The organism is Gordonia sp. PDNC005, from assembly GCF_016919385.1.
In the GTDB taxonomy this organism is placed as follows: Bacteria; Actinomycetota; Actinomycetes; order Mycobacteriales; family Mycobacteriaceae; genus Gordonia.
In genome coordinates, this window is record NZ_CP070351.1 from 1,981,864 (window position 1) to 2,005,872 (window position 24,009).

Annotated in this window: 16 protein-coding genes and 3 rRNA genes; 3 read left to right on the forward strand and 16 right to left on the reverse strand. The window is 63.1% G+C overall.

The features are described 5' to 3' along the window. Positions 1–163: 163 nt before the first annotated feature. Genes JVX90_RS09450 through JVX90_RS09460 form a run of 3 tightly spaced genes read left to right on the forward strand, consistent with a single transcriptional unit; the run spans position 164 to position 2,333 of the window. The gene (locus tag JVX90_RS09450; RefSeq protein WP_205332081.1) at positions 164–892 is read left to right on the forward strand and encodes a DUF222 domain-containing protein; all 729 of its coding nucleotides are present in this window, start codon (positions 164–166) and stop codon (positions 890–892) included. A gap of 60 nt (positions 893–952) precedes the next feature. After that, entirely contained in the window at positions 953–1,648 is a 696-nt protein-coding gene (locus tag JVX90_RS09455; RefSeq protein WP_205332082.1) for a hypothetical protein, read from the forward strand. A gap of 25 nt (positions 1,649–1,673) precedes the next feature. Then, on the forward strand, positions 1,674–2,333 hold the full coding sequence (locus JVX90_RS09460) for a hypothetical protein (RefSeq protein WP_205332083.1): 660 nt from the start codon (positions 1,674–1,676) through the stop codon (positions 2,331–2,333). 3 nt (positions 2,334–2,336) lie between these two features. On the opposite strand, the gene xerD is transcribed toward JVX90_RS09460, so the two are convergent. From xerD to JVX90_RS09540, 16 genes are all read right to left on the reverse strand, one after another. Continuing rightward, a complete protein-coding gene (gene xerD, locus JVX90_RS09465) occupies positions 2,337–3,266 on the reverse strand; it encodes a site-specific tyrosine recombinase XerD (RefSeq protein WP_205332084.1) in 930 nt (309 codons plus the stop codon). Beyond that, entirely contained in the window at positions 3,266–3,898 is a 633-nt protein-coding gene (locus JVX90_RS09470) for an NUDIX hydrolase (protein ID WP_205332085.1), read from the reverse strand. Before JVX90_RS09470 ends, xerD begins: the two co-directional genes overlap by 1 nt. Beyond that, the gene (locus JVX90_RS09475; RefSeq protein WP_205332086.1) at positions 3,895–5,628 is read right to left on the reverse strand and encodes a CTP synthase; all 1,734 of its coding nucleotides are present in this window, start codon (positions 5,626–5,628) and stop codon (positions 3,895–3,897) included. The genes JVX90_RS09470 and JVX90_RS09475 overlap by 4 nt, the downstream gene beginning before the upstream one ends. A 101-nt stretch (positions 5,629–5,729) precedes the next feature. After that, positions 5,730–6,659: a copper transporter gene (locus JVX90_RS09480; RefSeq protein WP_205332087.1), complete on the reverse strand. Its 930-nt coding sequence runs from the start codon at positions 6,657–6,659 to the stop codon at positions 5,730–5,732. 19 nt (positions 6,660–6,678) lie between these two features. Continuing rightward, positions 6,679–7,863 (reverse strand): putative cytokinetic ring protein SteA, encoded by a 1,185-nt coding sequence (steA, locus tag JVX90_RS09485; RefSeq protein WP_240194165.1) that lies wholly within the window; start codon positions 7,861–7,863, stop codon positions 6,679–6,681. 119 nt (positions 7,864–7,982) lie between these two features. Next, a complete protein-coding gene (gene recN, locus JVX90_RS09490) occupies positions 7,983–9,725 on the reverse strand; it encodes a DNA repair protein RecN (RefSeq protein WP_205332089.1) in 1,743 nt (580 codons plus the stop codon). Between the two features lie 6 nt (positions 9,726–9,731). Then, complete coding sequence (locus tag JVX90_RS09495) at positions 9,732–10,682, reverse strand: NAD kinase (protein WP_205332090.1); 951 nt, start codon at positions 10,680–10,682, stop codon at positions 9,732–9,734. 20 nt (positions 10,683–10,702) lie between these two features. Continuing rightward, positions 10,703–11,557 carry a TlyA family RNA methyltransferase gene (locus JVX90_RS09500; protein WP_205332091.1) on the reverse strand — a complete coding sequence of 285 codons (855 nt, stop codon included), beginning with the start codon at positions 11,555–11,557 and terminating at the stop codon, positions 10,703–10,705. Beyond that, complete coding sequence (locus JVX90_RS09505) at positions 11,557–11,766, reverse strand: hypothetical protein (RefSeq protein WP_240194123.1); 210 nt, start codon at positions 11,764–11,766, stop codon at positions 11,557–11,559. Before JVX90_RS09505 ends, JVX90_RS09500 begins: the two co-directional genes overlap by 1 nt. Before the next feature lie 75 nt (positions 11,767–11,841). Further along, positions 11,842–13,578: an HAD-IIA family hydrolase gene (locus JVX90_RS09510; RefSeq protein ID WP_205332093.1), complete on the reverse strand. Its 1,737-nt coding sequence runs from the start codon at positions 13,576–13,578 to the stop codon at positions 11,842–11,844. Positions 13,579–13,654: 76 nt separating this feature from the next. Further along, positions 13,655–13,771 (reverse strand): 5S ribosomal RNA (rrf, locus tag JVX90_RS09515). 114 nt (positions 13,772–13,885) lie between these two features. Beyond that, positions 13,886–17,011 (reverse strand): 23S ribosomal RNA (locus tag JVX90_RS09520). 453 nt (positions 17,012–17,464) lie between these two features. After that, a 16S ribosomal RNA gene (locus JVX90_RS09525) occupies positions 17,465–18,984 on the reverse strand. Together the 16S, 23S and 5S rRNA genes form the textbook arrangement of a ribosomal RNA operon. A gap of 504 nt (positions 18,985–19,488) precedes the next feature. Further along, positions 19,489–20,760 carry a tyrosine--tRNA ligase gene (tyrS, locus tag JVX90_RS09530; RefSeq protein ID WP_205332094.1) on the reverse strand — a complete coding sequence of 424 codons (1,272 nt, stop codon included), beginning with the start codon at positions 20,758–20,760 and terminating at the stop codon, positions 19,489–19,491. Positions 20,761–20,765: 5 nt separating this feature from the next. Then, on the reverse strand, positions 20,766–20,984 hold the full coding sequence (locus tag JVX90_RS09535; protein ID WP_205332095.1) for a Trm112 family protein: 219 nt from the start codon (positions 20,982–20,984) through the stop codon (positions 20,766–20,768). Positions 20,985–20,995: 11 nt separating this feature from the next. Continuing rightward, positions 20,996–23,992, reverse strand: coding sequence for an AMP-binding protein (locus tag JVX90_RS09540; protein WP_205332096.1), 2,997 nt, complete (start codon positions 23,990–23,992; stop codon positions 20,996–20,998). Between the last annotated feature and the right edge of the window lie 17 nt (positions 23,993–24,009).

Sequence of the window (24,009 nt, forward strand, 5' to 3'; positions counted from 1 at the left end):
GCGACGACAAGAGCCTAGTCTCAGACCCTTTGGCCTAGTCGAGAACGCTTCTCACGCATCCCACTAATTACCTATTGCAGACATTCGAGATCAGCGTTAGTATTAGAACATCAGTTCGAATTCTTCTTCCACCTCCCCGCCGCAGGCCGAAAGGAGTCCGACAATGACCAGCACCATCACCGGTTCGCTCGGCGTCGTCACCTCGGGCAACGACTTCGACGATCTCTCCGCGGTCCGGACGCTGATCGCCGATGAGGCGAACTTGGCGTGGCGTCGCCTGCAGATGATCGGTGGGGTCGCTGCTCGTCGTGAGACCGCCGCAGCCGACGGCGACGACACGCTGCTGCTGAACGTCACCACCGTGCTCGGTGCCGAGGTGTCCGCGATCATGTCGGTCGGTAAGAGCACCGGGTCGGCCCTGGTCGAGTTGGCACTCGACGCACTTGATCGCCTCCCGCGCGTGGCGGGACTGTTGCGCGACGGCCTGATCTCCTTCGCCACCTTCCAGACGATCGTCCAGCAGTGCGCGGCGGTCGACGACACCGACACCATCGCCGCCGTCGACGCCGACCTCGCCCAGGAACTCCGCGACAGTGGTGCCGTCTCGTGGAGCACCGGCAGAGACACCGCCCGCCGGATCGTCGCCGAACACGACCCCGACGCCGTCCGCGAAAGCCGCACCGCCCGCGGCAAGGGCGTCACCGTCGCCCACGACGGCGACGAGTCGGTCCTGACCGTCGCCGCCGACCCGGAGCAGGTCCTGCTCGCGAAGAAGGCCATCGATGCCGACGCTGCAGCGCTGACCTGTGACGACGACACCCGGTCGGTCGGCGCACGACGCTCCGATCTAGCGGTCGCCCGGATGACCGGCGACGCGTTCGTATGCAACTGAGGCAACCCCGACTGCCCTGTCGCGGCAACCGTCGCCGAGATCGGTGAACGGTTCACCAAGGTGATCGTCCACGTCATCGCCGACGCGACGACCCTCAGCGGGGAGTCCACCAAGGCCGGCTGGATGGACGGATACGGCGTCATCGACGCTCACCACGCACGCGAGATCGCAGCCAAGCCCGGCACTGTCGTCCGGCCGCTCGATCTGACCGCCGCCACCGCGAGACCGACTGATTACCGTCCAGGCGCGGCCGCCGACACCGCCTCACGCGCGGTGCACGGACGATGCACCGTACCCGGCTGCAACCGGACCGCGTGGGACTGCGACCTCGACCACGTCACCGAGTTCAACCACAACCGCCCAGCAGCAGGCGGCCCGACGTGCCCATGCAACCTCGGCCCGAAGTGCCGGTTCCACCACGTGGTGAAAACCCATGTCGCCGGCTGGCTCGACGACCAGATCATCGACGCGAACGGTGTCATCTGGACCGAGACCACCACCCCGTCCGGCCACACCATCCGCGCCCGAGCGCGCAACTACTGGCTCCTACCAGGCCTGGGTCTTCTGCCCTGCCGACACGGCGCGCCCGTAGAACCCGGCGTCGACACCAGCGAGGCACCGACGCGCAGCAGAACCCGCACACAGGCCAAACACGCCTACCGCATGCAGTTGCGGTCGAGGCGTCGGTTCACCCGCGCCTGCACGGAAGCGGCACGCGAAGTGGAATTCGACTCCGCTGGGCCACCACCGTTCTGAGCGGCGTTTCCGTACAGTCGGTCATATGCGTCATTGTCGCCCGGCCGCGTTGTTGATCGCTCTCATCGTGTTTGCACTCGGTGTTGTGTCGATGATCGGGGCGGGTGCGGCGTTGGCAGACTGTATGGGCTACAAGGACGATCAAGCTCGGATCGATTCCACGCTCGGCAACGATGGAGCGCGCACCTATGCTGCGGTCGCCAAGGGGCGAGTGGTGGACCAGAAGACCATCGAACGTGATGTCACCGGTTCGTTGCGTCTCACGCTGGTCGATATCAAGGTCACCGAGGCGTACCGCGGCGTCAGTGTCGGCGAGGTTATGCGCGTGGCGACTACCCCAGATATCTCTACTTGGCGCGAGTTCACTACCGGATCCGACTACTTCATCGCCCTTAAGGAGTTTCGGGGCGGAGAGTTCGTGGACCTCGATGTGTCGCGATGGGCGCACCTGTACGACGACGACTGCAGCCCGACTGTCCCGACCGATGAGGTCGGACCGGAGTTCTTCGCAGAACTCCGCGCGAAGACTGGAGTCACCGCGGCGCCGAGCTGTGAGACCTCCGCGGCCGATCCCGGTCGATCATCCGACGCCACATTCGTGTGGCTCGGCGCGGCAGGCGGCGTTGCCCTGGTCATTGCCGCTGCAGCGCTTGTGTGGAGGGCACGCCGCGACAGAGATCAGTAGGCGTCAGCGTGCTCGAGGATGGGCCGTGGCGTACACCTCGCGCATCGTGGTGACGGTGACGAGCGTGTAGACCTGCGTGGTCGTGACCGACGAGTGCCCGAGGAGTTCCTGCACCACGCGGACGTCGGCTCCGCCGTCCAGGAGATGGGTCGCGAAACTATGGCGCAGAGTGTGCGGCGAGACGTCCTTGGTGATGCCGGCCCGGTCGGCCGCGTCAACGAGGACCTGCCATGCGCTCTGCCTCGACAGCCGACCACCCCGAATGTTGAGGAACAGCGCGGGTGTCCCCTTCTTGACCAACGCTGGACGGCCACGCACCAGATACGCATCCACCGCGGCGAGCGCAGGACGGCCGACCGGAACGATCCGCTCCTTGCCGCCCTTACCCCGCAGGACGACGGCGCGATGCTCCACGTCGATGTCGTCGACGTCGAGTGACGTGACCTCGGAAATGCGTGCCCCACAGCTGTACAGCAGTTCGAGCAGTGCCCGATCACGAAGGGCGCGAGGGCCTTCCGACGCTCCCGCAGCATCGAGGATCGCGAGAACGTCGTCCACCGGCAACGACTTCGGGAGTCTCCGGGGAGCCTTCGGCGGCCGCACGGCATGTGCCACATCCTCGGGCACGAGACCTTCCGCCGCCGCGAACTTGTGGAAACCACGGGCAGCGATCAGCGTCCGAGCCACCGAACTGTCCGCAAGCGGGGCCACCTCCCCTGCGGGATCACCACGTCGGAGTGCAACGAGAAACTCCCGAACCGTCTCCTCGCGGACATCGGCGAGATCCGTCACTCCCCGGCCGGCCAGAAACTCTTGATAGCGGCGCAGGTCACGGCGGTACGACGAGATCGTGTTGACGGCAGCACCGCGCTCCACCGTGAGATGGTCGAGATAGGCAGCCACCACGTCATCGACGCCGGACCGGCCCGCCATCAGGAGTTCCGACGCGTCTCGAACGCCCTGGGTCGATCACGCCACACGTCATCGACGCCACGAAGTTCGGCGCCGGTGGCGTCGGCGGCGGCAAGAGCAAGGAGCCCCGCGACCGCGGTGGCATTGACGATCTCTCCGGACAATGTCAGCCCGACTGCCTCCGACAGCGGGTACCACTCCAGAGCCAAGTCTGCCTCTTCGTGCTCACGCTCCGCCTCGGGAAGCGTCGTCAGATCCTCGGCGAGGTAGACGCGCAACGCCTCATCCGTGAATCCCGGCGACACGTCGAGGTCGACAAGCACACGCCACCGGCCGGCTGCCAGATCGGCTTCCTCAGCCAATTCACGTTTGGCGGCATCGAGCGGTTCCTCCGACGGCCCGCCGTCGAGCAGACCTGCCGGAATCTCCAAGAGGCGTCGTCCCACCGGATGCCGGTACTGGCGGATCAATGCGACCCGCCCCTGCTCGTCACGCGCGACGACCGCGACCGCGCCGTGGTGTTCAACCACTTCGCGGCGTGCCGTCCTACCGCCGGGCATCTCCACCTCGTCGAGGCGGAGCGCCAGGATCGCACCCGAGAAGACGGTCTCCGACCCTGCTGTCCGGAAGTCGTGCGATCCCGGGTCGCTCACTCCGCGACCTGAGCCTGATCGTCTTCACGGTCGGGGGCGTCGTATCCGTCAAGCTCGACTGGAAGACGGGTGGCCTGCTTGTAGCGCAGCGCTGCATCGATCAACGACTTGAACAGCGGATGCGGACGGGTCGGGCGGCTCTTGAGCTCCGGGTGCGCCTGAGTGGCGACGAGGAACGGGTGCATGTCCTTCGGGTACTCGACGAACTCGACGAGACGACCGTCGGGTGAGGTTCCGGAGAATACGAGGCCCGCTTCGGCGATCTTTTCGCGGTAGTCGTTGTTGACCTCGAACCGATGGCGGTGGCGTTCGCTGACATCGGTGGAACCGTACGACTTCGCGACCTGCGAACCCGGGATCAGAGTGGCCGGGTACGCCCCGAGACGCATCGTGCCGCCGAGGTCGGCGTCGCCGGCGACTGCAGCTTCCTGATCGGCCATGGTCGCGATGACCGGCGACGGGGTCTCCGGGTCGAACTCCGTGGAACTCGCATCAGACAGTCCGGCCGAGCGCGCCGCCTCGATGACCACACACTGCAGTCCGAGGCACAGGCCGAGCAGTGGGATCTTGTTCTCGCGGGCGTAACTGATGGCACCGAGCTTGCCTTCGATTCCGCGGATGCCGAACCCACCGGGTACCAGAATCGCGTCGACGTCTCGAAGCGCGGTGTTGGCGCCTTCGGGTGTCTCGCAGTCGTCGGACGGCACCCACTTGATCTCGGTGCGCGCACGGTGGGCGAACCCGCCTGCGCGGATGGCCTCGGTCACCGACAGATAGGCGTCGGGCAGGTCGATGTACTTGCCGACCAGTGCAACGGTGACGGTCTCTCGCGGATTGTGGACCCGTTCGAGAAGGTCGCCCCACACGGTCCAGTCGACATCGCGGAACGGCAGACCGAGCTGGCGGACGACGTACGCGTCGAGCTGCTCGGAGTGCAACACCTTCGGGATGTCGTAGATCGACGGAGCGTCGGGCGTCGAGATGCAGCCGTCGACGTCCACATCGCACATCAACGCGATCTTCTTCTTCAAGCCGTCCGGCACGGGCCGGTCGCAACGCAGGATCAGGGCGTCCGGCTGGATGCCGATGCTACGGAGAGCGGCGACGGAGTGCTGCGTCGGCTTGGTCTTCAACTCACCCGACGGCGCGAGGTACGGAACCAGCGAGACGTGGAGGAAGAACACATTGTTCCGGCCCAGGTCGTGGCGGATCTGGCGAGCCGCTTCGATGAAAGGCAGCGACTCGATGTCACCGACGGTGCCGCCGATCTCGGTGATCACCACGTCGGGGGCCTCCCCGGACGAATCAGGCTCGTGCATGGCGAGCATGCGGGCCTTGAGCTCGTCGGTGATGTGCGGGATCACCTGCACGGTGTCGCCGAGGTACTCGCCGCGTCGTTCCTTCGCGATGACGGTCGAGTACACCTGACCGGTCGTCACGTTGGCCGTACCCGACAGGTTCCGGTCGAGGAAGCGCTCGTAGTGACCGATGTCGAGGTCGGTCTCGCCGCCGTCCTCGGTGACGAACACTTCACCGTGCTGGAACGGATTCATCGTTCCCGGATCGACGTTGAGGTACGGATCGACCTTCTGCATCGTGACGCGCATACCGCGAGCAGTGAGGAGCTGACCCAGGCTCGAAGCGGTGAGCCCCTTGCCGAGCGAGGATGCGACACCGCCCGTCACGAAGATGTGCTTGGGGCTGACACGCTCGGAACGCAGTGATCGCAAATGATTCTCCCGTCGGGGTGTATCAGGATTGCCGAATACCTGATGACCTACGGGACTTCAGCCTAACAGGGTTTCGCACGGGTGCGCGCGACACGCCGCCGCTATCTTGCAGGTTCGGCTCCGACCGTGATGGCCGTCGCACCCGGGCCCGTGCCGAACGCGCCGGAACGACCCGAGATCTCTTCGCCGAGCGCCAGAATCGTGGTCAGTCTCCCCGTCTCACGGTCGACGTTGTCGACAGTCGAGACGGCATTGCCGAGGCCCGGGTCGGATCGGATGACCCCGATCGGCGAACCGCCCTCGGCCGAACCCGTGCGCCCGACGAGTGCGCCGCCCTGCCCTCGCATCGCCATGGTGGCCGCGAGTCGACCGACGAGTTGCCCCTGAGCGCCGGAGTCCTTGCCCATCTCGCCGCCTGCCACCACCAGAACGAGGTCGGCGGGCTTCACGTTGCCGTCGGCGAACTCGATGAACTCGCCTCCGCGCAGCGTGTCGAGAACTGTGCGACGGTCTGCGTCCGATGCCGCACGCTGACCGCTCCGATGCAACAGCGTGACGCCCAGCAGGTCGCCGGTTCGCGATCCGGAGTCGGTGAACTCGACGCGCAGTTGAGCACCGGTCGGGATGGACTGGTCGATGACGGTCCGCAGTTTCGATGCGTTCTCGTCTCGGATGAACGACGTGGTGAGTCCGATCTGGCCTGCGAACGTCGCGCCCGCGTCGTTCAGCAGTTCTTTGAGCGCAGTCACGTCGGCGTCTGCGGCGTCCGGTGCCGTGACCACCAGCACCGACCTGTCCTTCAACACACCCTTGGTGAGTCGTCCGGCGATGGCCGATGTGAAGCTGTCGGCAGAGTTGACCTGAGCAGACAGATCATCCCGCTCGTCCTGCAGGGAGCTGATCTTGTCTCGGTCGGTACCGGTCAACGCGTTGACACGGTCACCGATGAACCCTGAGCCAAGGAAAAGACCGAGCGCAAGCGCGAGAAAGACCGCGATCAGTGAGATCGCATGTTGACGCATTGTGATCATTTGGTGTTCCACACAGCTTTCATTTGGTGTTCCACACCCCGGAGATCCAGTCGACGAACACATTCCAGCGGTCGACGATCCAGCCGGTCATGTCGCTGCCGCCCTGAGTGATGATCACGGTCGCGATGATCGCGATCAGAGCTGCCAGCATCAGCATGGCGATCGCCGTCCCGCTCACCCGACTGCGGTAGAGCGTTGAGACCGCTTTGGCGTCGACGAGCTTCGGACCGACCTTCAGACGGGTCAGGAATGTCGACGGGATCTGATCGCGCAGTTCACGATCGAAGAAGTCGTTGAGCGAACCTCCGAGGCCGGCGGTCACGATCAGGTCGGCACCGTGAAAATCGGCCAGCAGCAGCGCGAGATCCGCGGCGGAACCCGCGGCGGGGAACGTCGTGGCGCCCACACCGAGATCCTGGATCCGTTCGAGCCCCGGCGCGTGGCCGTCCGGGTCGGCCGGCAGTACCAGCTCTGCACCCGACTTGAGGGTGTCATCGTTGATCTCGTCGGGGTCGCCGATGACGATCGCCGGACGGTACCCGGCCTTCATCAATGTGTCGGCGCCCGCGCCGACACCGATCATGATCGGCTGATACTCCTTGATGAACGGTTTGAGCGACTTCAGATCCGCGCCACGGCCGACGCCTTCGGCGACGACGACCACATGGCGTCCTTCCAGCTTGCAGTGCACATCGGGGATGCCCACCCCGTCGATGAGCAACGGCGACTCGCTGCGGATGAACTCGATCGTGTTGCCCGAGAATGCTTCGAGATGGTCGACGAGCCCGGTCTTCGCATCCAGCATGCGGTCGGCGACGATGCGCTCGTCCAGCTCTTCGCCGCGCGCCACAACCCGGTCACCGACGTAGAGCCGCGCGTCGTGTAGGCGTACCTTCTGGCCGTCTTTGATTCGCGAGAAGACCTCGTCACCGACGTTGTCGAGCAGCACGATGCCCGATGCCGCCAGGACCTCGGGTCCAAGATTCGGATACCGACCGGTGATCGACTCGCTGACGTTCACCACGGCCGCGACCTTCGCCTCGATCAGCGCGTCGGCGGTGACGCGGTCGAGATCGACCTCGTCGAGGACCGCGATCTCGTCCTCCCCGATCCGCTGCAGGAGTCTTTTGGTGTTCTTGTCGATCCGCACAATGCCGATCAGACCGGGAAGTACTTCGGTGTTCCGCGAGAGCAGGGCAGGCATCCTCATGCCTGTCATGGTGGGCCGGACTGGCGACGATAACCAGGAGGCGCGCCGTAACTCAGGAAACTTTAATCACATGAGTCACACGCGTCCCGTGCTGTCAGGGCAGCGCAGACGCCTCAGTGTTCCGCGCGGGCGGCCTCCGCGGTCTGCAGAAGCTCTTCGGCGTGGGCCCGGCCGGTGTCTGAATCACCAAGACCCGCAAGCATTCTGGCCAGTTCGGAGACACGGGCACCACGATCGAGCGTGGTCAAGGTCGACCGTTGCCGTCCGGCGGAACCGCCGCCTTCCTTGCCGATCAGCAGATGGTTGTCGGCAAAGGCCGCCACCTGCGGCAAGTGCGTCACCACGATCACCTGATGCCGCCGCGCGAGACGTGCGAGGCGAGCACCGATCTGGACCGCGGCAGCGCCGCCCACCCCGGCATCGACCTCGTCGAAGACCATCACAGATCCCGAATCAGGCTCGGCCAGAACCACTTCCAGCGCAAGCATCACGCGAGAGAGTTCACCGCCGGAGGCCGACTTCGCGATCGGCAGGGGTGCGGCCCCCTTGTGCGCCACCAATCCGAATTCGACGACATCAGCCCCGTGACCGCCCGCGTGAGCCGGTGTCCCGTTGACGTCGATGGCGAGGCGGGGATCGTCTGCGGGGCGCAGCGAGACGACGACGGCGAGTTCACTTCCGCCCATCGCCAGTCCGGCCAACTCACCGGACACCTTGGCCGCCAACGACTTCGCCGCTTTCGATCGCTGGCCGTGCAGCTTGGCCGCCAGAGCGGCGACCTCGTCACGAATGGTGCGCGACGACGCTTCCAGTTCGTCGATCCGCGCCTGCGGATCGTCGATTTCAGTGAGGCGGCGGCGCGCCTGCTCCTGCCACTCGAGCACACCGTCGACGTCGGCCGCGTACTTGCGAGTGAGAGATTTGAGCTCGGCCTGTCTGGTCAGGAGCGCATCGAGATCGGCGGCGTCGTCCGGCAGTCCGGCGAGGAAGCCGGTCAGTTCGTCGCCGATGTCGCCGACTACGGCCAGTGCCTCTTCAATCCGTGGACGCAGGTCACGCAACGCTTGATCGGCGGCCGACTCCAGCAGTGACCGAACGGTACCGAGTGCGTCGACCACCGAACCGGAGTCACCCGCCACGATCCCCTGCGCCTGCGATGCGGCACCGCGGATGTCCTCCAGGTCGGTGAGCCGTCGAATGATCTCAACGAGCTCCGTGTCCTCACCCGGCACAGGTTTCACGGCGTCGATCTCTTCGAGACCGAACCGCAGACGGTCCGCTTCCTGGGCCATCTCCCGTGAATCGGCTCGCAGTCGATCGAGTTCGTCGAGAACCTTGACCCACTTGTCGCGGGTCTGCCGGTACTTCGCCAACGTCTTCGCCACGGCGTCACCCGCGTAACGGTCGAGCGCGGCCCGCTGTTGGTCACCGCGGATCAACCGGAGTTGATCGTTCTGGCCGTGAATCGCGAGGAGTTCCCCGGTCAGGGCACCGAGGGTGCCTACCGGTACGCTGCGGCCGCCCAGCCGCGCACGTGACCGCCCGTCGGCGTTCACGGTCCTGGACGCGATCACGGTGTTGTCGTCGTCGACGTCGGCACCGGTCTCATCGAGGAGTTCGGAGATCGTCGTGGTGTGCTCGCCTGGCAGACGAAAGCGTCCTTCGACGACGGCCCGGTCGTCGCCGGTGCGAACGCGCCCGGCGTCGGCCCGCCCTCCGGACAGCAGCCGGAGGCTGGTCACGATCATCGTCTTGCCCGCTCCGGTCTCACCGGTGAGCGCGGTGAACCCGGGATGGAACTCGGCAGACGCCGACTCCACCACGCCGAGGCTTGTGATCGACAGTTCTTCGAGCACCGCGGATCAGCTCCTTCCCCGCCAACCCGTGACGGGCAGCGAGAACTTCGTGACGAGTCGGTCGGCGAACGGTTCCGAGTCGATCCGGACCCAGCGGAGGGATCGCGGAGCGCGCACGACTTCGATCCGCGAGCCCGCGGGGACGTCGATGGCGCGTCTGCCGTCGCAGAGTGCAACCCCGTCACGACCGCCACGGTGGATCTCGACCGCGACACGGGATCGCGGGGAGGTGACCATCGGCCGTGCGAACAGCGCATGTGCGTTGCTGGGAACCACGAGGATCGCCTCCAGGTCCGGCCACATGACGGGACCGCCCGCCGAGAACGCGTACGCAGTGGAACCGGTCGGCGTCGCAACGAGCAGACCGTCGGCACCGAACGCCGAGACTGGTCTGCCGTCGACTTCGGTGACGAGTTCGAGGACTCCGCTCTTCGCCTTGTTCTGGATCACCACCTCGTTCAGCGCCCACGTACGGCTTCGCGGCGCCGTCGCTCCCGGATCGCTCACCGTGACGTCGAGCACCATCCGGTCTTCAACGCGGTAACGTCCGGAGATCAGCATGTCGAGCACTTCGTCGACGCGGTGTGACTCCGCCTCGGCGAGGAACCCGATGTGTCCGAGATTGATGCCCATCAGCGGCACCGACGATGGGTAGGCGAGCTCGGCGGCGCGGAGGAATGTGCCGTCACCGCCGAGGACTATCACTAGTTCACAACCGGCCGCAGACGCGGATACCGGATCGGTCACTTCGACGTCGGCCCCGGTGCGGCGCAACACCTCGGGATCGATGGGATCGGCGGCGGCCGTCTGGTCCGGGTGACCCGAGTTGTGCAGGTCGTGGTCGACCAGACGCACCGCGACGCCAGCATCGGCGCATCGCCGCGCGATCGTGGTCAGGGTGGTCGTGACTGCGTCGCGACCGGAGTGCGCCACCACCATGAAGGTGCGGTCGGACATGCTGGCCTCGCCTTCGGAGTTCATTCCGGACCGTCGGCGACGGCCTGGACGATCATCTGCCACACGTCGTCGTCGATCGGCGGCACCTCAACGGTATCCGCAGGCCCCGTCGACGTTTTCGCCGTGTCCGTCTTCCGCAGCCACAAGAAGTACTCGACGTTGCCGGACGGTCCCGGCAGCGGGCTGGCGACCACACCGAGGGTGGTGAGTCCGAGCGTCCGTGCTGTCCGGGCGACGTCCGCGACCACTTCTGCGCGGAGCGCCGGGTCCCGGACGACTCCTCCGGAGCCGACCCGCTCCTTGCCGACCTCGAACTGCGGCTTCACCATCGGGAGTGCATCCCCTCCGACGGCGAGACACGCCGCAAGCGCGGGCAGCACGAGGCGTAGTGAGATGAACGAGAGGTCACCGACGATCAGGTCGACCTCTCCCCCGATCGAGTCTGCTGTGATCGTTCGGACGTTGGTGCGATCGTGGACGTGTACGCGCTCGTCGGTCTGCAGCTTCCACACGAGCTGGCCGTAGCCGACGTCGACGGCTTCGACCTCTCGGGCTCCCCGACGTAGGAGCACGTCGGTGAAGCCGCCGGTGGAGGCTCCCGCATCCAGGCAGCGCCTTCCAGCGACGGAGACTCCCCGCGGTTCGAACGCCTCAAGGGCACCGAGCAGCTTGTGCGCTCCACGAGACGCCCAGTCGTCGGTGTCCGGTTCGGTGACGAGCACCGGTGTGTCTCGTGCGACGTTGGTCGCGGCCTTGGAGGCCACGGTTCCGTTGACTTTCACCTTGCCTGCATCGATCAGTTCGCGGGCCTGCTCACGTGACCGGGCGAGACCGCGGCGGACGAGCTCGGCATCGAGGCGCGCACGGGCCGCCATCAGCGTGCGTCCTCGAGGGCGGCCGACAATGCGTCGTGCGCCTGAGTGAGCAGCTGTGCCTGCCGAGACACTGCGCCGAGGTCGAACTCGTCTCCGACAACGGCAGAGATCATCGAGGCCTCCTCCAGGAGTTCGTCCACCGCACCTGACACCGGATGATCTGCCGGGTCACCCGGCTCTGCGTTGCGCTGAGCTGCGTGTGCGGCCATCGCCCCGGGTGACGGATGTCCCGCTGTTGGACCTGTATGGGTAGGGCCTGCCTCAGGGTTCATAACGTCTCCAGGCTAACGCAGGACGTCGAGGCCGACCGCCGAGAGTGCCTCCGCCGCCGTGTCGTCCTCCGCCGCGATACGCAGGTCACGGCTCCAGACGTCGGCCGTCCAGACCGCGTGGGCCAAAGTCGGCAGGAGAGAGTTCGGATCGCCGTCACCGCGAGAGGCCACAGTGACATGCTCGTCGATCACCGTCACACGCCAATCATCATGCTGTCCGATGCGCTGCGAGTCGGCGTCCGAGGCGAGCCCGGCGAGCCCGCTCGCCGCGACATACGTGGGTCGGCTGTCAGGGGCTGCGGCGAGCAGGTCCGCCGCAGACGACACTCCGGTCAGCACGAGAAGGCTGTCGAGACCGACTGTGTGCGCACCTGCGATGTCGGTGTCGAGTCGATCACCGACGACCAGCGGACGGCGTCCCTCTCCACGGGAGAGTGCATCACGCATGATCGGCGCCGCGGGTTTTCCCGCGACGAGCGGTTCCGCTCCGGTGGCCGACTTGACCGCCGCGACCATCGAACCATTGCCGACGAGCAGACCTCGCTCGTTGGGAAGTGTCGTGTCGACATTGCACGCGACCCACAACGCACCGTTGCGGACGGCGAGCGCGGCTTCGGAGAGTTCGGCCCACCCGGTGTCGGGTGAGTGTCCTTGAACAACGGCCGCCGGCTCGTCGTCCGCGGAGTCGACGACGAGCAGGCCTCGAGCAGTGATCTCGTCCCGGAGGCTCTGCGCACCGACGACGAGTACGCCGCTATTGGCAGGCACACGCTCAGCCACGAGTGCCGCACCTGCCTGTGCACTCGTCACGACTTGCTCGGGGCGTGCCTCGAACCCGAGAGACGTGAGATGTTCGGCGACCTGAGACGGAGACCGGCTCGCGTTGTTCGTGACGAACAGGACGCCGGCGGTGGCGTCGTTCACTGCCGCTACTGCATGTGGAAGCGCCGATGAACCGGCGAACAGCGTCCCGTCCAAGTCGAACAGCAGTGTGTCGTACTGAGCACCGAGAACCGAAGACTCCTCGCCCGCGCTGTCGGCGCCGGCTCCGCCGGGACTCGGCTGATCATCCCCCGTAAGCTCCATCAGCCGGAACTCTGCGTCGGTGAGGTCCTCGACGTCGGCGGCCGCCGCGTTCTGGAACCAGGTCAATGCGTCCGCACGCCGGCCTGCGGCTTCGAGCGACGATGCGTACGCGTAGAAGAGTCGCGCCGCGTCGCTCCCTACACGCCCTGGTCGCAGATCGCCTGTCTCCAGGAGCGCGACTGACCGTTCGGGTTCCCCGAGGTCGAGACACGCGCCGGACGCCACGATGAGCATTTCAAGGGCTTCATCACCGGTCAATGAACGGCCGTCAGCACTCTCGGCGATCTCTACGGCACGTTCAGGACGACCGAGACCGCGCTCGCTGTCGGCGATCAGCGGCAACAGTTCGTCGGCCCCCGTCATGCGGCGTGCCGCACGAAGCTCGGTGATCGCCTCCTGCCACTCTCCAGCGTTGTACGCAGCGATTCCCGCCGTCTCACGCACGACGCCGACCCGCGCGCCTCGCGCGCGAGCGGCGCGGGCGTGAGCGAGCGCCGCATCGGGGTCGACACCGAGCAGGTCAGAGGCCATGACGAGGTGGCGAGCCACGCGATCAGCAGTCGTCCGATCCAGTGCCTGGAGGTCACGTCGGATCTCTGGATCGAGGTCCGACGCCGACACATCGTCTGGCAGTGCCGGCTCATCGATTTGGGGCTTGCTCATGTCGTCCAATCTACCCGGGTGCACAAAGTATTCGAGCCCCTCAACCACAAGGGTTGAGGGGCTCGAATAGAGTTGAGTTCGGCGGTGTCCTACTCTCCCACACTGACTAAAGTGCAGTACCATCGGCGCTGGAGGGCTTAGCTTCCGGGTTCGGAATGGGGCCGGGCGTTTCCCCTCCGCTATAGCCACCGAAACAATATGAAACTATCACCAACCACAAACCTAAACGGTCGTGATCGTGTGTTGTTTCAGAAGTAGATAGTGGATGCGACCATCACAGACATCAAACAAAATGTGTGTGAGTGTTGTTAGTAAGTCCTCGGCCTATTAGTACCAGTCACCTGAACACATTACTATGCTTACAGTTCTGGCCTATCAACCCCATAGTCTGTAGGGGGCCTTACCCACCCCGAAAGGTGGTGAGAAACCTCATCTTGGAACAGGCTTCCCGCTTAGATGCTTTCAGCGGTTATCCCTTCCGAACGTAGCTAACCAGCAGTGCTCCTGGCGGAACAACTGGCACACCAGAGGTTCGTCCGTCCCGGTCCTCTCGTACTAGGGACAGGTTTCCTCAAGTTTCTAATCGCGCGCGGCGGATAGAGACCGAACTGTCTCACGACGTTCTAAACCCAGCTCGCGTGCCGCTTTAATGGGCGAACAGCCCAACCCTTGGGACCTACTCCAGCCCCAGGATGCGACGAGCCGACATCGAGGTGCCAAACCATCCCGTCGATATGGACTCTTGGGGAAGATCAGCCTGTTATCCCCGGGGTACCTTTTATCCGTTGAGCGACACCGCTTCCACTTGCCGGTGCCGGATCACTAGTCCCGACTTTCGTCCCTGCTCGACATGTACGTCTCACAGTCAAGCTCCCTTGTGCACTTACACTCAACACCTGATTGCCATCCAGGCTGAGGGAACCTTTGGGCGCCTCCGTTACATTTTAGGAGGCAACCGCCCCAGTTAAACTACCCACCAGGCACTGTCCCTGAACCCGATCAGGGTCCGAGGTTAGAAGCCCAATACGATCAGAGTGGTATTTCAACAACGACTCCACCAACACTAGCGTGCCAGCTTCACAGTCTCCCACCTATCCTACACAAACCGTACCGAACACCAATACCAAGCTATAGTGAAGGTCCCGGGGTCTTTTCGTCCTGCCGCGCGAAACGAGCATCTTTACTCGTACTGCAATTTCGCCGAGTCTGTGGTTGAGACAGCAGAGAAGTCGTTACGCCATTCGTGCAGGTCGGAACTTACCCGACAAGGAATTTCGCTACCTTAGGATGGTTATAGTTACCACCGCCGTTTACTGGGGCTTAAATTCTCAGCTTCGCGGATTACTCCACTAACCGGTCCTCTTAACCTTCCAGCACCGGGCAGGCGTCAGTCCGTATACATCGTCTTACGACTTCGCACGGACCTGTGTTTTTAGTAAACAGTCGCTTCTCTCTGGTCTCTGCGACCACAACCAGCTCACACCGCAAAGGTGATCACCAGCCATGGCCCCCCTTCTCCCGAAGTTACGGGGGTAATTTGCCGAGTTCCTTAACCACAGTTATCTCGATCGCCTTAGTATTCTCTACCTGACCACCTGTGTCGGTTTGGGGTACGGGCCGTGCACCAACTCACTAGAGGCTTTTCTCGGCAGCTTAGGATCACTGAATTCACCTGAACGGCTACGCATCACCTCTCAGGATCAATGTGACACGGATTTGCCTATGTCACTCCCTACAGGCTTACACCAGTACAACCACTGACTGGCCCAGCTACCTTCCTGCGTCACCCCATCGCTTGACTACTACACCCAAGGTCCCACGCAGCCACACTAAGACAACCCCGAAAGGCTGAAGCAATGCTTTTGGATGGTTAGTACAGATGATTCGCCACTGGGCGCGGATACACGGGTACGGGAATATCAACCCGTTGTCCATCGACTACGCCTGTCGGCCTCGCCTTAGGTCCCGACTCACCCTGGGCGGATTAACCTGGCCCAGGAACCCTTGGTCATTCGGCGGACAAGTTTCTCACTTGTCTTTCGCTACTCATGCCTGCATTCTCACTCCCACACCCTCCACCACTAGATCACTCTGTGGCTTCCACGGATGCAGGACGCTCCCCTACCCACCCACACCACTAGACAACACAAGGTTGCCGATGTACATGTGTGAGTGCCGCGGCTTCGGCGGTGTACTTGAGCCCCGCTACATTGTCGGCGCAGGATCACTTGACCAGTGAGCTATTACGCACTCTTTCAAGGGTGGCTGCTTCTAAGCCAACCTCCTGGTTGTCTTCGCGACCCCACATCCTTTTCCACTTAGTACACGCTTAGGGGCCTTAGCCGGCGATCTGGGCTGTTTCCCTCTCGACTACGAAGCTTATCCCCCGCAGTCTCACTGCCACGCTCTCACTTACCGGCATTCGGAGTTTGGCTGACGTCAGTAACCTTGTAGGGCCCATCGGCCATCCAGTAGCTCTACCTCCAGTAAGAAACACGTGACGCTGCACCTAAATGCATTTCGGGGAGAACCAGCTATCACGGAGTTTGATTGGCCTTTCACCCCTACCCACAACTCATCCCCTCCATTTTCAACTGAAGTGGGTTCGGGCCTCCACAAAGTCTTACCTCTGCTTCACCCTGGCCATGGGTAGATCACTCCGCTTCGGGTCTAGACCCAGCGACTCATTCGCCCTATTCAGACTCGCTTTCGCTACGGCTACCCCACACGGGTTAACCTTGCCACTGAGCACTAACTCGCAGGCTCATTCTTCAAAAGGCACGCCATCACCCCACCACAAAGGGAGGCTCTGACGGATTGTAAGCGCTCGGTTTCAGGTACTATTTCACTCCCCTCCCGGGGTACTTTTCACCTTTCCCTCACGGTACTAGTCCGCTATCGGTCACCAGAGAGTATTTAGGCTTACCGGGTGGTCCCGGCAGATTCACAGCAGATTCCACGAGCCCGCTGCTACTTGGGAAACACCAAAGCCAGACCACAAGTTTTCGGTTACGGGACTCTCACCCCCTACGGCAGACCATTCCAGGCCACTTCACCTAACCCATGATTTTCTTACTGACCTCACCGCCGGCAGACGATGACATGATGCTCCCACAACCCCACACGCACAACCCCTGCCGGGTATCACATACGCGCGGTTTAGCCCCATCCGCTTTCGCTCGCCACTACTCACGGAATCACTATTGTTTTCTCTTCCTGTGGGTACTGAGATGTTTCACTTCCCCACGTTCCCTCCACACTCCCTATACATTCAGAAGTGGGTAACACGACATAACTCGTGCTGGGTTTCCCCATTCGGACACCCTCGGATCACAGCTCGTTTGACAACTCCCCGAGGACTATCGCGGCCTACCACGTCCTTCATCGGCTCCTGGTACCAAGGCATCCACCGAACGCCCTAAAACACTTACAACAACACCCACAAACACACCACAACAACAACCACCCCACAAAGAAACAGGACAGCCACCACTGTGACACGAATGTGGACATCACAATAGATTCAACATACTTTTTGAAATTGCAATACAATACACCTTGAACGTGTCAAGATGCTCGCATCCACTATCCACTTCTCAAACAACACACACCCACCCACCCCCACACCCCAACACAGAGGCGGAAAGTCAGCGAGCAGCAGAAAAAACAACAACAACCGACAGAAAAAATCCGCCGGCCGGTGTGTTCTCTCAGAACCCCGATAGTGTGTATCTAGCAGCCATACAGTCACCCGCATGACTCCACCCACATAAAAGCGACCACACATAATTGTGCTCGCCGCAGGCGCGTCTTGTGTTTCACCCTGAACAAACACCGATCTCGACCGCATTCGGGTTGAGCATCGGTATTGTTGTTTGCTCCTTAGAAAGGAGGTGATCCAGCCGCACCTTCCGGTACGGCTACCTTGTTACGACTTCGTCCCAATCGCCGATCCCACCTTCGACGGCTCCCTCCCCGAGGGGTTAGGCCACCGGCTTCGGGTGTTACCGACTTTCATGACGTGACGGGCGGTGTGTACAAGGCCCGGGAACGTATTCACCGCAGCGTTGCTGATCTGCGATTACTAGCGACTCCGACTTCATGGGGTCGAGTTGCAGACCCCAATCCGAACTGAGACGCGCTTTAAGGGATTCGCTCCACCTCACGGTCTCGCAGCCCTCTGTACGCGCCATTGTAGCATGTGTGAAGCCCTGGACATAAGGGGCATGATGACTTGACGTCATCCCCACCTTCCTCCGAGTTGACCCCGGCAGTCTCCTGCAAGTCCCCACCATTACGTGCTGGCAATACAGGACAAGGGTTGCGCTCGTTGCGGGACTTAACCCAACATCTCACGACACGAGCTGACGACAGCCATGCACCACCTGTACACCAACCACAAGGGGGGCTATATCTCTATAGCTTTCTAGTGTATGTCAAACCCAGGTAAGGTTCTTCGCGTTGCATCGAATTAATCCACATGCTCCGCCGCTTGTGCGGGCCCCCGTCAATTCCTTTGAGTTTTAGCCTTGCGGCCGTACTCCCCAGGCGGGGTACTTAATGCGTTAGCTACGGCACGGAACTCGTGAAATGAGCCCCACACCTAGTACCCACCGTTTACGGCGTGGACTACCAGGGTATCTAATCCTGTTCGCTCCCCACGCTTTCGCTCCTCAGCGTCAGTTACTACCCAGAGACCCGCCTTCGCCACCGGTGTTCCTCCTGATATCTGCGCATTTCACCGCTACACCAGGAATTCCAGTCTCCCCTGTAGTACTCAAGTCTGCCCGTATCGCCTGCACGCCTGCAATTGAGTTGCAGAATTTCACAGACGACGCGACAAACCGCCTACGAGCTCTTTACGCCCAGTAATTCCGGACAACGCTCGCACCCTACGTATTACCGCGGCTGCTGGCACGTAGTTGGCCGGTGCTTCTTCTCTAGGTACCGTCACTTGCGCTTCGTCCCTAGCGAAAGAGGTTTACAACCCGAAGGCCGTCATCCCTCACGCGGCGTCGCTGCATCAGGCTTGCGCCCATTGTGCAATATTCCCCACTGCTGCCTCCCGTAGGAGTCTGGGCCGTGTCTCAGTCCCAGTGTGGCCGATCACCCTCTCAGGTCGGCTACCCGTCGTCGCCTTGGTAGGCCATTACCCCACCAACAAGCTGATAGGCCGCGGGCCCATCCCAAACCGCAAAAGCTTTCCACCAACCACCATGAAGCGGAAGGTCATATCCAGTATTAGACCCAGTTTCCCAGGCTTATCCCAGAGTTTGGGGCAGATCACCCACGTGTTACTCACCCGTTCGCCACTCGAGTACCCCCGAAGGGGCCTTTCCGTTCGACTTGCATGTGTTAAGCACGCCGCCAGCGTTCGTCCTGAGCCAGGATCAAACTCTCCAACAAAAAATACAGAAAAACACAACCCCACAAAGAGGCCGATCATTTCAGCACAAGCCAGAAAGCAAAACCTGACCAAATCCAAAAAACTGACAAAGATTCAATCATAAACAAAACAAAAACAAATTCTTGTCCGTCACAACATCCTCAATGCCACAAAACAAAAATAATGTGGCACAAGAACATCTATCTACACACTATCGAGTTCTCAAAGAACACACACCCACCAGCACCAACCCACACAAACACAGGCCGAACTCCAGTGAACTCAATTATCCGCCGACCGTTTCGGGCCAACTCTTCCAGCCTACCAGGCTGGTTTCTGCTCCGCAACCGTCATTTCGTATCCCGTTTCCGGGAAAGTTGATCTGGTTGGTCGAGCGGGTCTCAACTGTACCCTCCGCGATCTCGGTCTTGCAACCGGCCGGGATGGAGTTGATGTCCGCGCGGTGTCGCGCTGACTTCGAATAAGTTACACAGCTGTCGCCGTAAGGACAAACTCGCTGGTCGTCAGCCGATACGTGCGCCGGCGAACGTCTTCTTGCCTCGACGGAGCACCAGCCAGCGTCCGTGGAGCAGGTCGTCGGGCGTAGGAGTCCAGTCCGCATCGGTGATCTTGGCGTTGTTCACGTACGCACCGCCTTCGTCGATCGCACGGCGTGCGGCCTTGTTCCCGTCCGCGAGCCCGGACTCCACGAGCAGATTGACGATTGTCGGCGTCGCGCCTGCGTCGAACTCGGCGACTCCGGTCTCGCTGAGGGCTGCGGCGAGGGTGCCCTCGTCGAGGCCGTCGAGCTCTCCCCTGCCGAACAGCGCCTGGCTGGCGAGTTCGGCGGCGGCAGTCATCTCGGCGCCGTGAATGAGCGTGGTGAGTTCTGCGGCGAGCCGCTTCTGGGCGAGTCGGAGGAACGGCTTCTCCGCAGTGGCCTGCTCGAGTTCGGCGATCTCCTCGCGCGAGAGGAAGGTGAACCACTTGAGGTAGCCGACGACATCGGCGTCAGCGGTGTTCACGAAGTACTGGTACCAGGCGTACGGGCTGGTGAGCTCGGGATCGAGCCACACGCTTCCCCCGCCGGTCGACTTCCCGAACTTCTTGCCGTCGGCAGACGTGACGAGCGGAACGGTCAGTGCGTGCGCGGTCGCACCTTCGACCTTTCGGATGAGGTCGACGCCGCCGACGATGTTGCCCCACTGATCCGAACCGCCGATCTGCAGGCTGGCCCCGTAGCGGCGGTGAAGCTGAAGGTAGTCGTGCGACTGGAGGAGGAGGTAACTGAACTCGGTGTAGCTGATGCCGTCGCTTTCGAGCCGACGCTTGACGGTCTCCCTGGCCAGCATGACGTTCACCGAGAAATGCTTGCCCACGTCACGCAGGAACTCGATGGTGCTGAGAGCGCCGGTCCAATCCATGTTGTTCACCAGGACGGCGCCGGTCGTGGAGTCGTTGATGTCCACGAAGCGCTCGAGCTGTCCGACGATCTTCTCGGCCCAACCGGCGACGGTGTCCGTCGAGTTCATCGAACGCTCACCGACGTCTCGGGGGTCTCCGATCAATCCCGTCGCGCCGCCCGACAGGACGATGGGCCGGTGCCCGGCGAGTTGGAAGCGGCGGAGGGTCAACAGCGGTACAAGGTGCCCGGCGTGCAGACTCGACGCGGTCGGGTCGAATCCTGCGTACAACGAGATCGGACCGGCGTCGAGCGATTCGCGCAGCGCGTCACGGTCGGTGGTCTGGCCGATCAGGCCGCGCCATTCGAGTTCGTCGAGGATGTTCTCGGTCACTCGGGTCACTGTCCGTTCTTCGTCAACGTGAGGTGCTCTTCGTCGGAGACCGCGCGTGCGTCATCGATCAGCATGTTCGGGATGCCGAGTTCGTCGATCCGGTACGCCACTCGCAGCCGCGGGTTGTACAGCTCATCCCCCGCGTTGATCAGTTCTCCGAGGTCCTGTGGGCAGACGAGCCGGTCGCGGACGACCGGGTCGAGACGTTCAGCGCGTGTGCTCATGGCTCCCTAGGTTACTCGGCCACATCAACGAGGCCGTCGACCGTCTCGCCGTGTGCCGTCGGCCAGCTCCAGTCGATCGACTTCGCCACGCTCGGGGTGTAGCGACGGTATCGGCCCTCCGAGTCCCGGTACCAGACCTTCGAGCCCGGCTTGGGAACGCCTCTGGCGACGAGCCCGGTGGCGATGGGACGGAACGACTCCGACACCGGGATCGAGTCGGTGACCCAGATGATGTCGGGACGATCGGCCGCCTCCAGCTCACCGAGACTGACCCGAAGCATCGTCGGCGTGACCGACGGTCCATCCGCACAAAGACTGATCGCGGCTACCGCCAATTGAGCGCCCTCGTGACGGACGCCGTACACGGCAACCTGCTCGACGGCCGACAACGCCGACAGCGCGTTCTGGATCGGCACCGGATACACGACGCCGCGCGCGGTGCGAATCACACCTTGCGCGGAGCTCATGTACCAGAGGTCGCCGTCGGCGTCGGCGCGGAAGAGACTGCCCGACACCTCCCAACGGTCGTGCGATCGGAACACGTCACGCAGGACGAGACCCGCCGCATCGAACTTCTGCGTGGCCTGGGAGACGAGCATGCCGACTTCCCCGGGGTTCGCCTCCCGGATGAAGCCACGGTCACGGTCCACTGCGAGTTGCTCCGTGTCGGTGTCGTACGCGGCGATTCGGACGTTGTTGGTCCCCGGCAGCGAACGGCCCATGGCACCGATCTTGGTGCCATCGACATTGGCCAGGATCGCCGAGCCGTCTGCGGTGGCGAAGAACTCGAGAACCTTGGCCTTCGGAAGTGCCTCCTGTATCTCCGACCACAGGCCCGATGTGAGTCCGGAGCCCATGAACAGTCGGACGGTCGCCAGTTGAGCTGCATCGAAGTCGTCGCGGCGGATGATGTCCGCGAGCATCGACCACGTGTAGGAGACCACCGTGACGCCGTAGTGACGCACTTCGAATGCGAAGCGGTCCGGATCGACACCGTTCGAGAGCGCGATGCGCGATCGTCCGGCGACGGTGGCGCCGAGTGTCGTGAGCAGACCCGACGCATGATGCAGCGGCGGAAGGCAGTACACGGTGTCGCGGTTCGAAAGCCCAGCCGCGGCGGCCGCACCGAACGCCGACATCGCGAAACGATGATTGGTGATCGACCAACGCGAGATCCGACCGTTGATCTTCGTGAAGAGGATGAACGCCAGGTCACCCGCGAGACCGGGATCCCGTCGGTACCAGACGGGCATCCGCACCTTGTCCGGATCGATCTGCTCCATGTCGACGATCGTGACGCCGTCGGCCCGATCGATGACACGCTGATCTCCGCCACCGAGCACAAGGACTCTGTCGCTGACCGCCGTGGCCACGTCCAGGTGGTTCGGATCCGTCAGGATCACGTTGGTGTCGGCCAGCGTCAGCATCTCAGGCAGGTCGTCGCCGGACGACACGATGACCGCGACGGCGCCGAGGCGGGACAGTGCGGCGACGACGACGAGCGCGGACGGACGAGTGTCCATCAACACGCCGACGTGCTCCCCCGGTCGGATACCGCATTCGATGAGGCCTGCCACGACGTTGTCGATACGCGTATTGACCTGGTCATGCGTGAGGACACGGTTCTCGAAGAGGAACAGTTCGTCGTTGGGAGTGCGCTTCTCGTTCTCACTCATCAGCTTCGCGAGCGAGATCCGCGTCGACGGCTGAATCTGACCGAGTCGGAACAGTCGCGGAACCGTCCGCACCGATTCGGATGCGACGGCGACCGTCGTCCGTTGGATGGAGGAGACGGCGTCGATGAGTTCCTTCGACACCGCGGTTCCCGCGCCCGCGACCTGACCGACGCCATAGGTGAGTCGGTTCGCCCAGCTGATGCCGCTACCGGTCGTGACTGACGAATCCATCTCCTGCGCGGCTTCGGGTCGTGGTCCCTTCGAGTCGCGCCAGAGGATCCACTCCGCCGTGGTCGGCCACGACATCCGACCCGCCGTCGATCCGACGACCAGACCGAAGTGGCCGGCCGGGATCGTCGACTCGAAGACGTCGGCTTCGGGTGCGGCGCGTTGGATGCCGCGGACGGCGACAGGTTGGCCGATGTCGTCGGTCTCACCGACGAAGGCAAGGACAGGGCACGTGATGTCGCTCATCGACACGACGTCGCCGTCGATGACGAACCCGCCGGACATCATGCGGTTGTGGACCACGAACTGTCGCATGAGTTCGGCGACGGCCGGGCCGGACCATGCGACCCAGCCCTCCTGCTCGATGAATCGGCGCTGGTCCTCGCGTGGGAGAAGCGCGTCGCGATCATGAAGTTTTCGGAGGAAGTCGATTCGGCTCTTGGCCGTCTTGACCGGGTCGGCGAGTTGGAAACCGGTGCGGGCCAGCCAACTCGGCACCCAGATGTTGGAGAAGACGCGGTCGCCGAGGAACTCGACACCGGGGACGACAAGATTCGCAGGCAAGCCGAGCGGCATCGCAGCGGTTATGTCGACGGGACTGCCGTAGGTGAGGAGGCTCGCGAGTCCGTCGGCCCTCCGGTATGCGGCGGTTTGATACGCGAACATGCCGCCCTGCGAGTACCCGCCGAGGTGCACGTCCCGTCCGACGACACCGCGGACCAGGTCGATGGCGCGGCTGATCGCCACCACATGGTCGGTGAGGGTGCGCTCCATGCCGCCCTCTTCGTGGTCCGGCGACCCGAAGTCGATGACCCACGGGATGATTCCGTGGCGGTGCAGGACGGAGACTGCTCCGTTGTGCTCGGTGACGTCGTAGACGTTCGCCGACACCATCATCGGCGGGATCAGGATGATGTGCGACGCACCGTCTCCGGCATCGTCAGGGAAGTATCGCCGCAGCCGGAACATCTTTTCGGTCTCGACGACCCGGAACGGGGCGGGCTGCGTACCGGTCTCCAGTCCGCCGAGCCGGATCACCTCCAGCCCGTTCTGCGCGGTCGCGACGATCCGGCCGACAGCGGCCCCTACGTTGGGCAGTCCCACAGCCGTCCCTCTCTCCG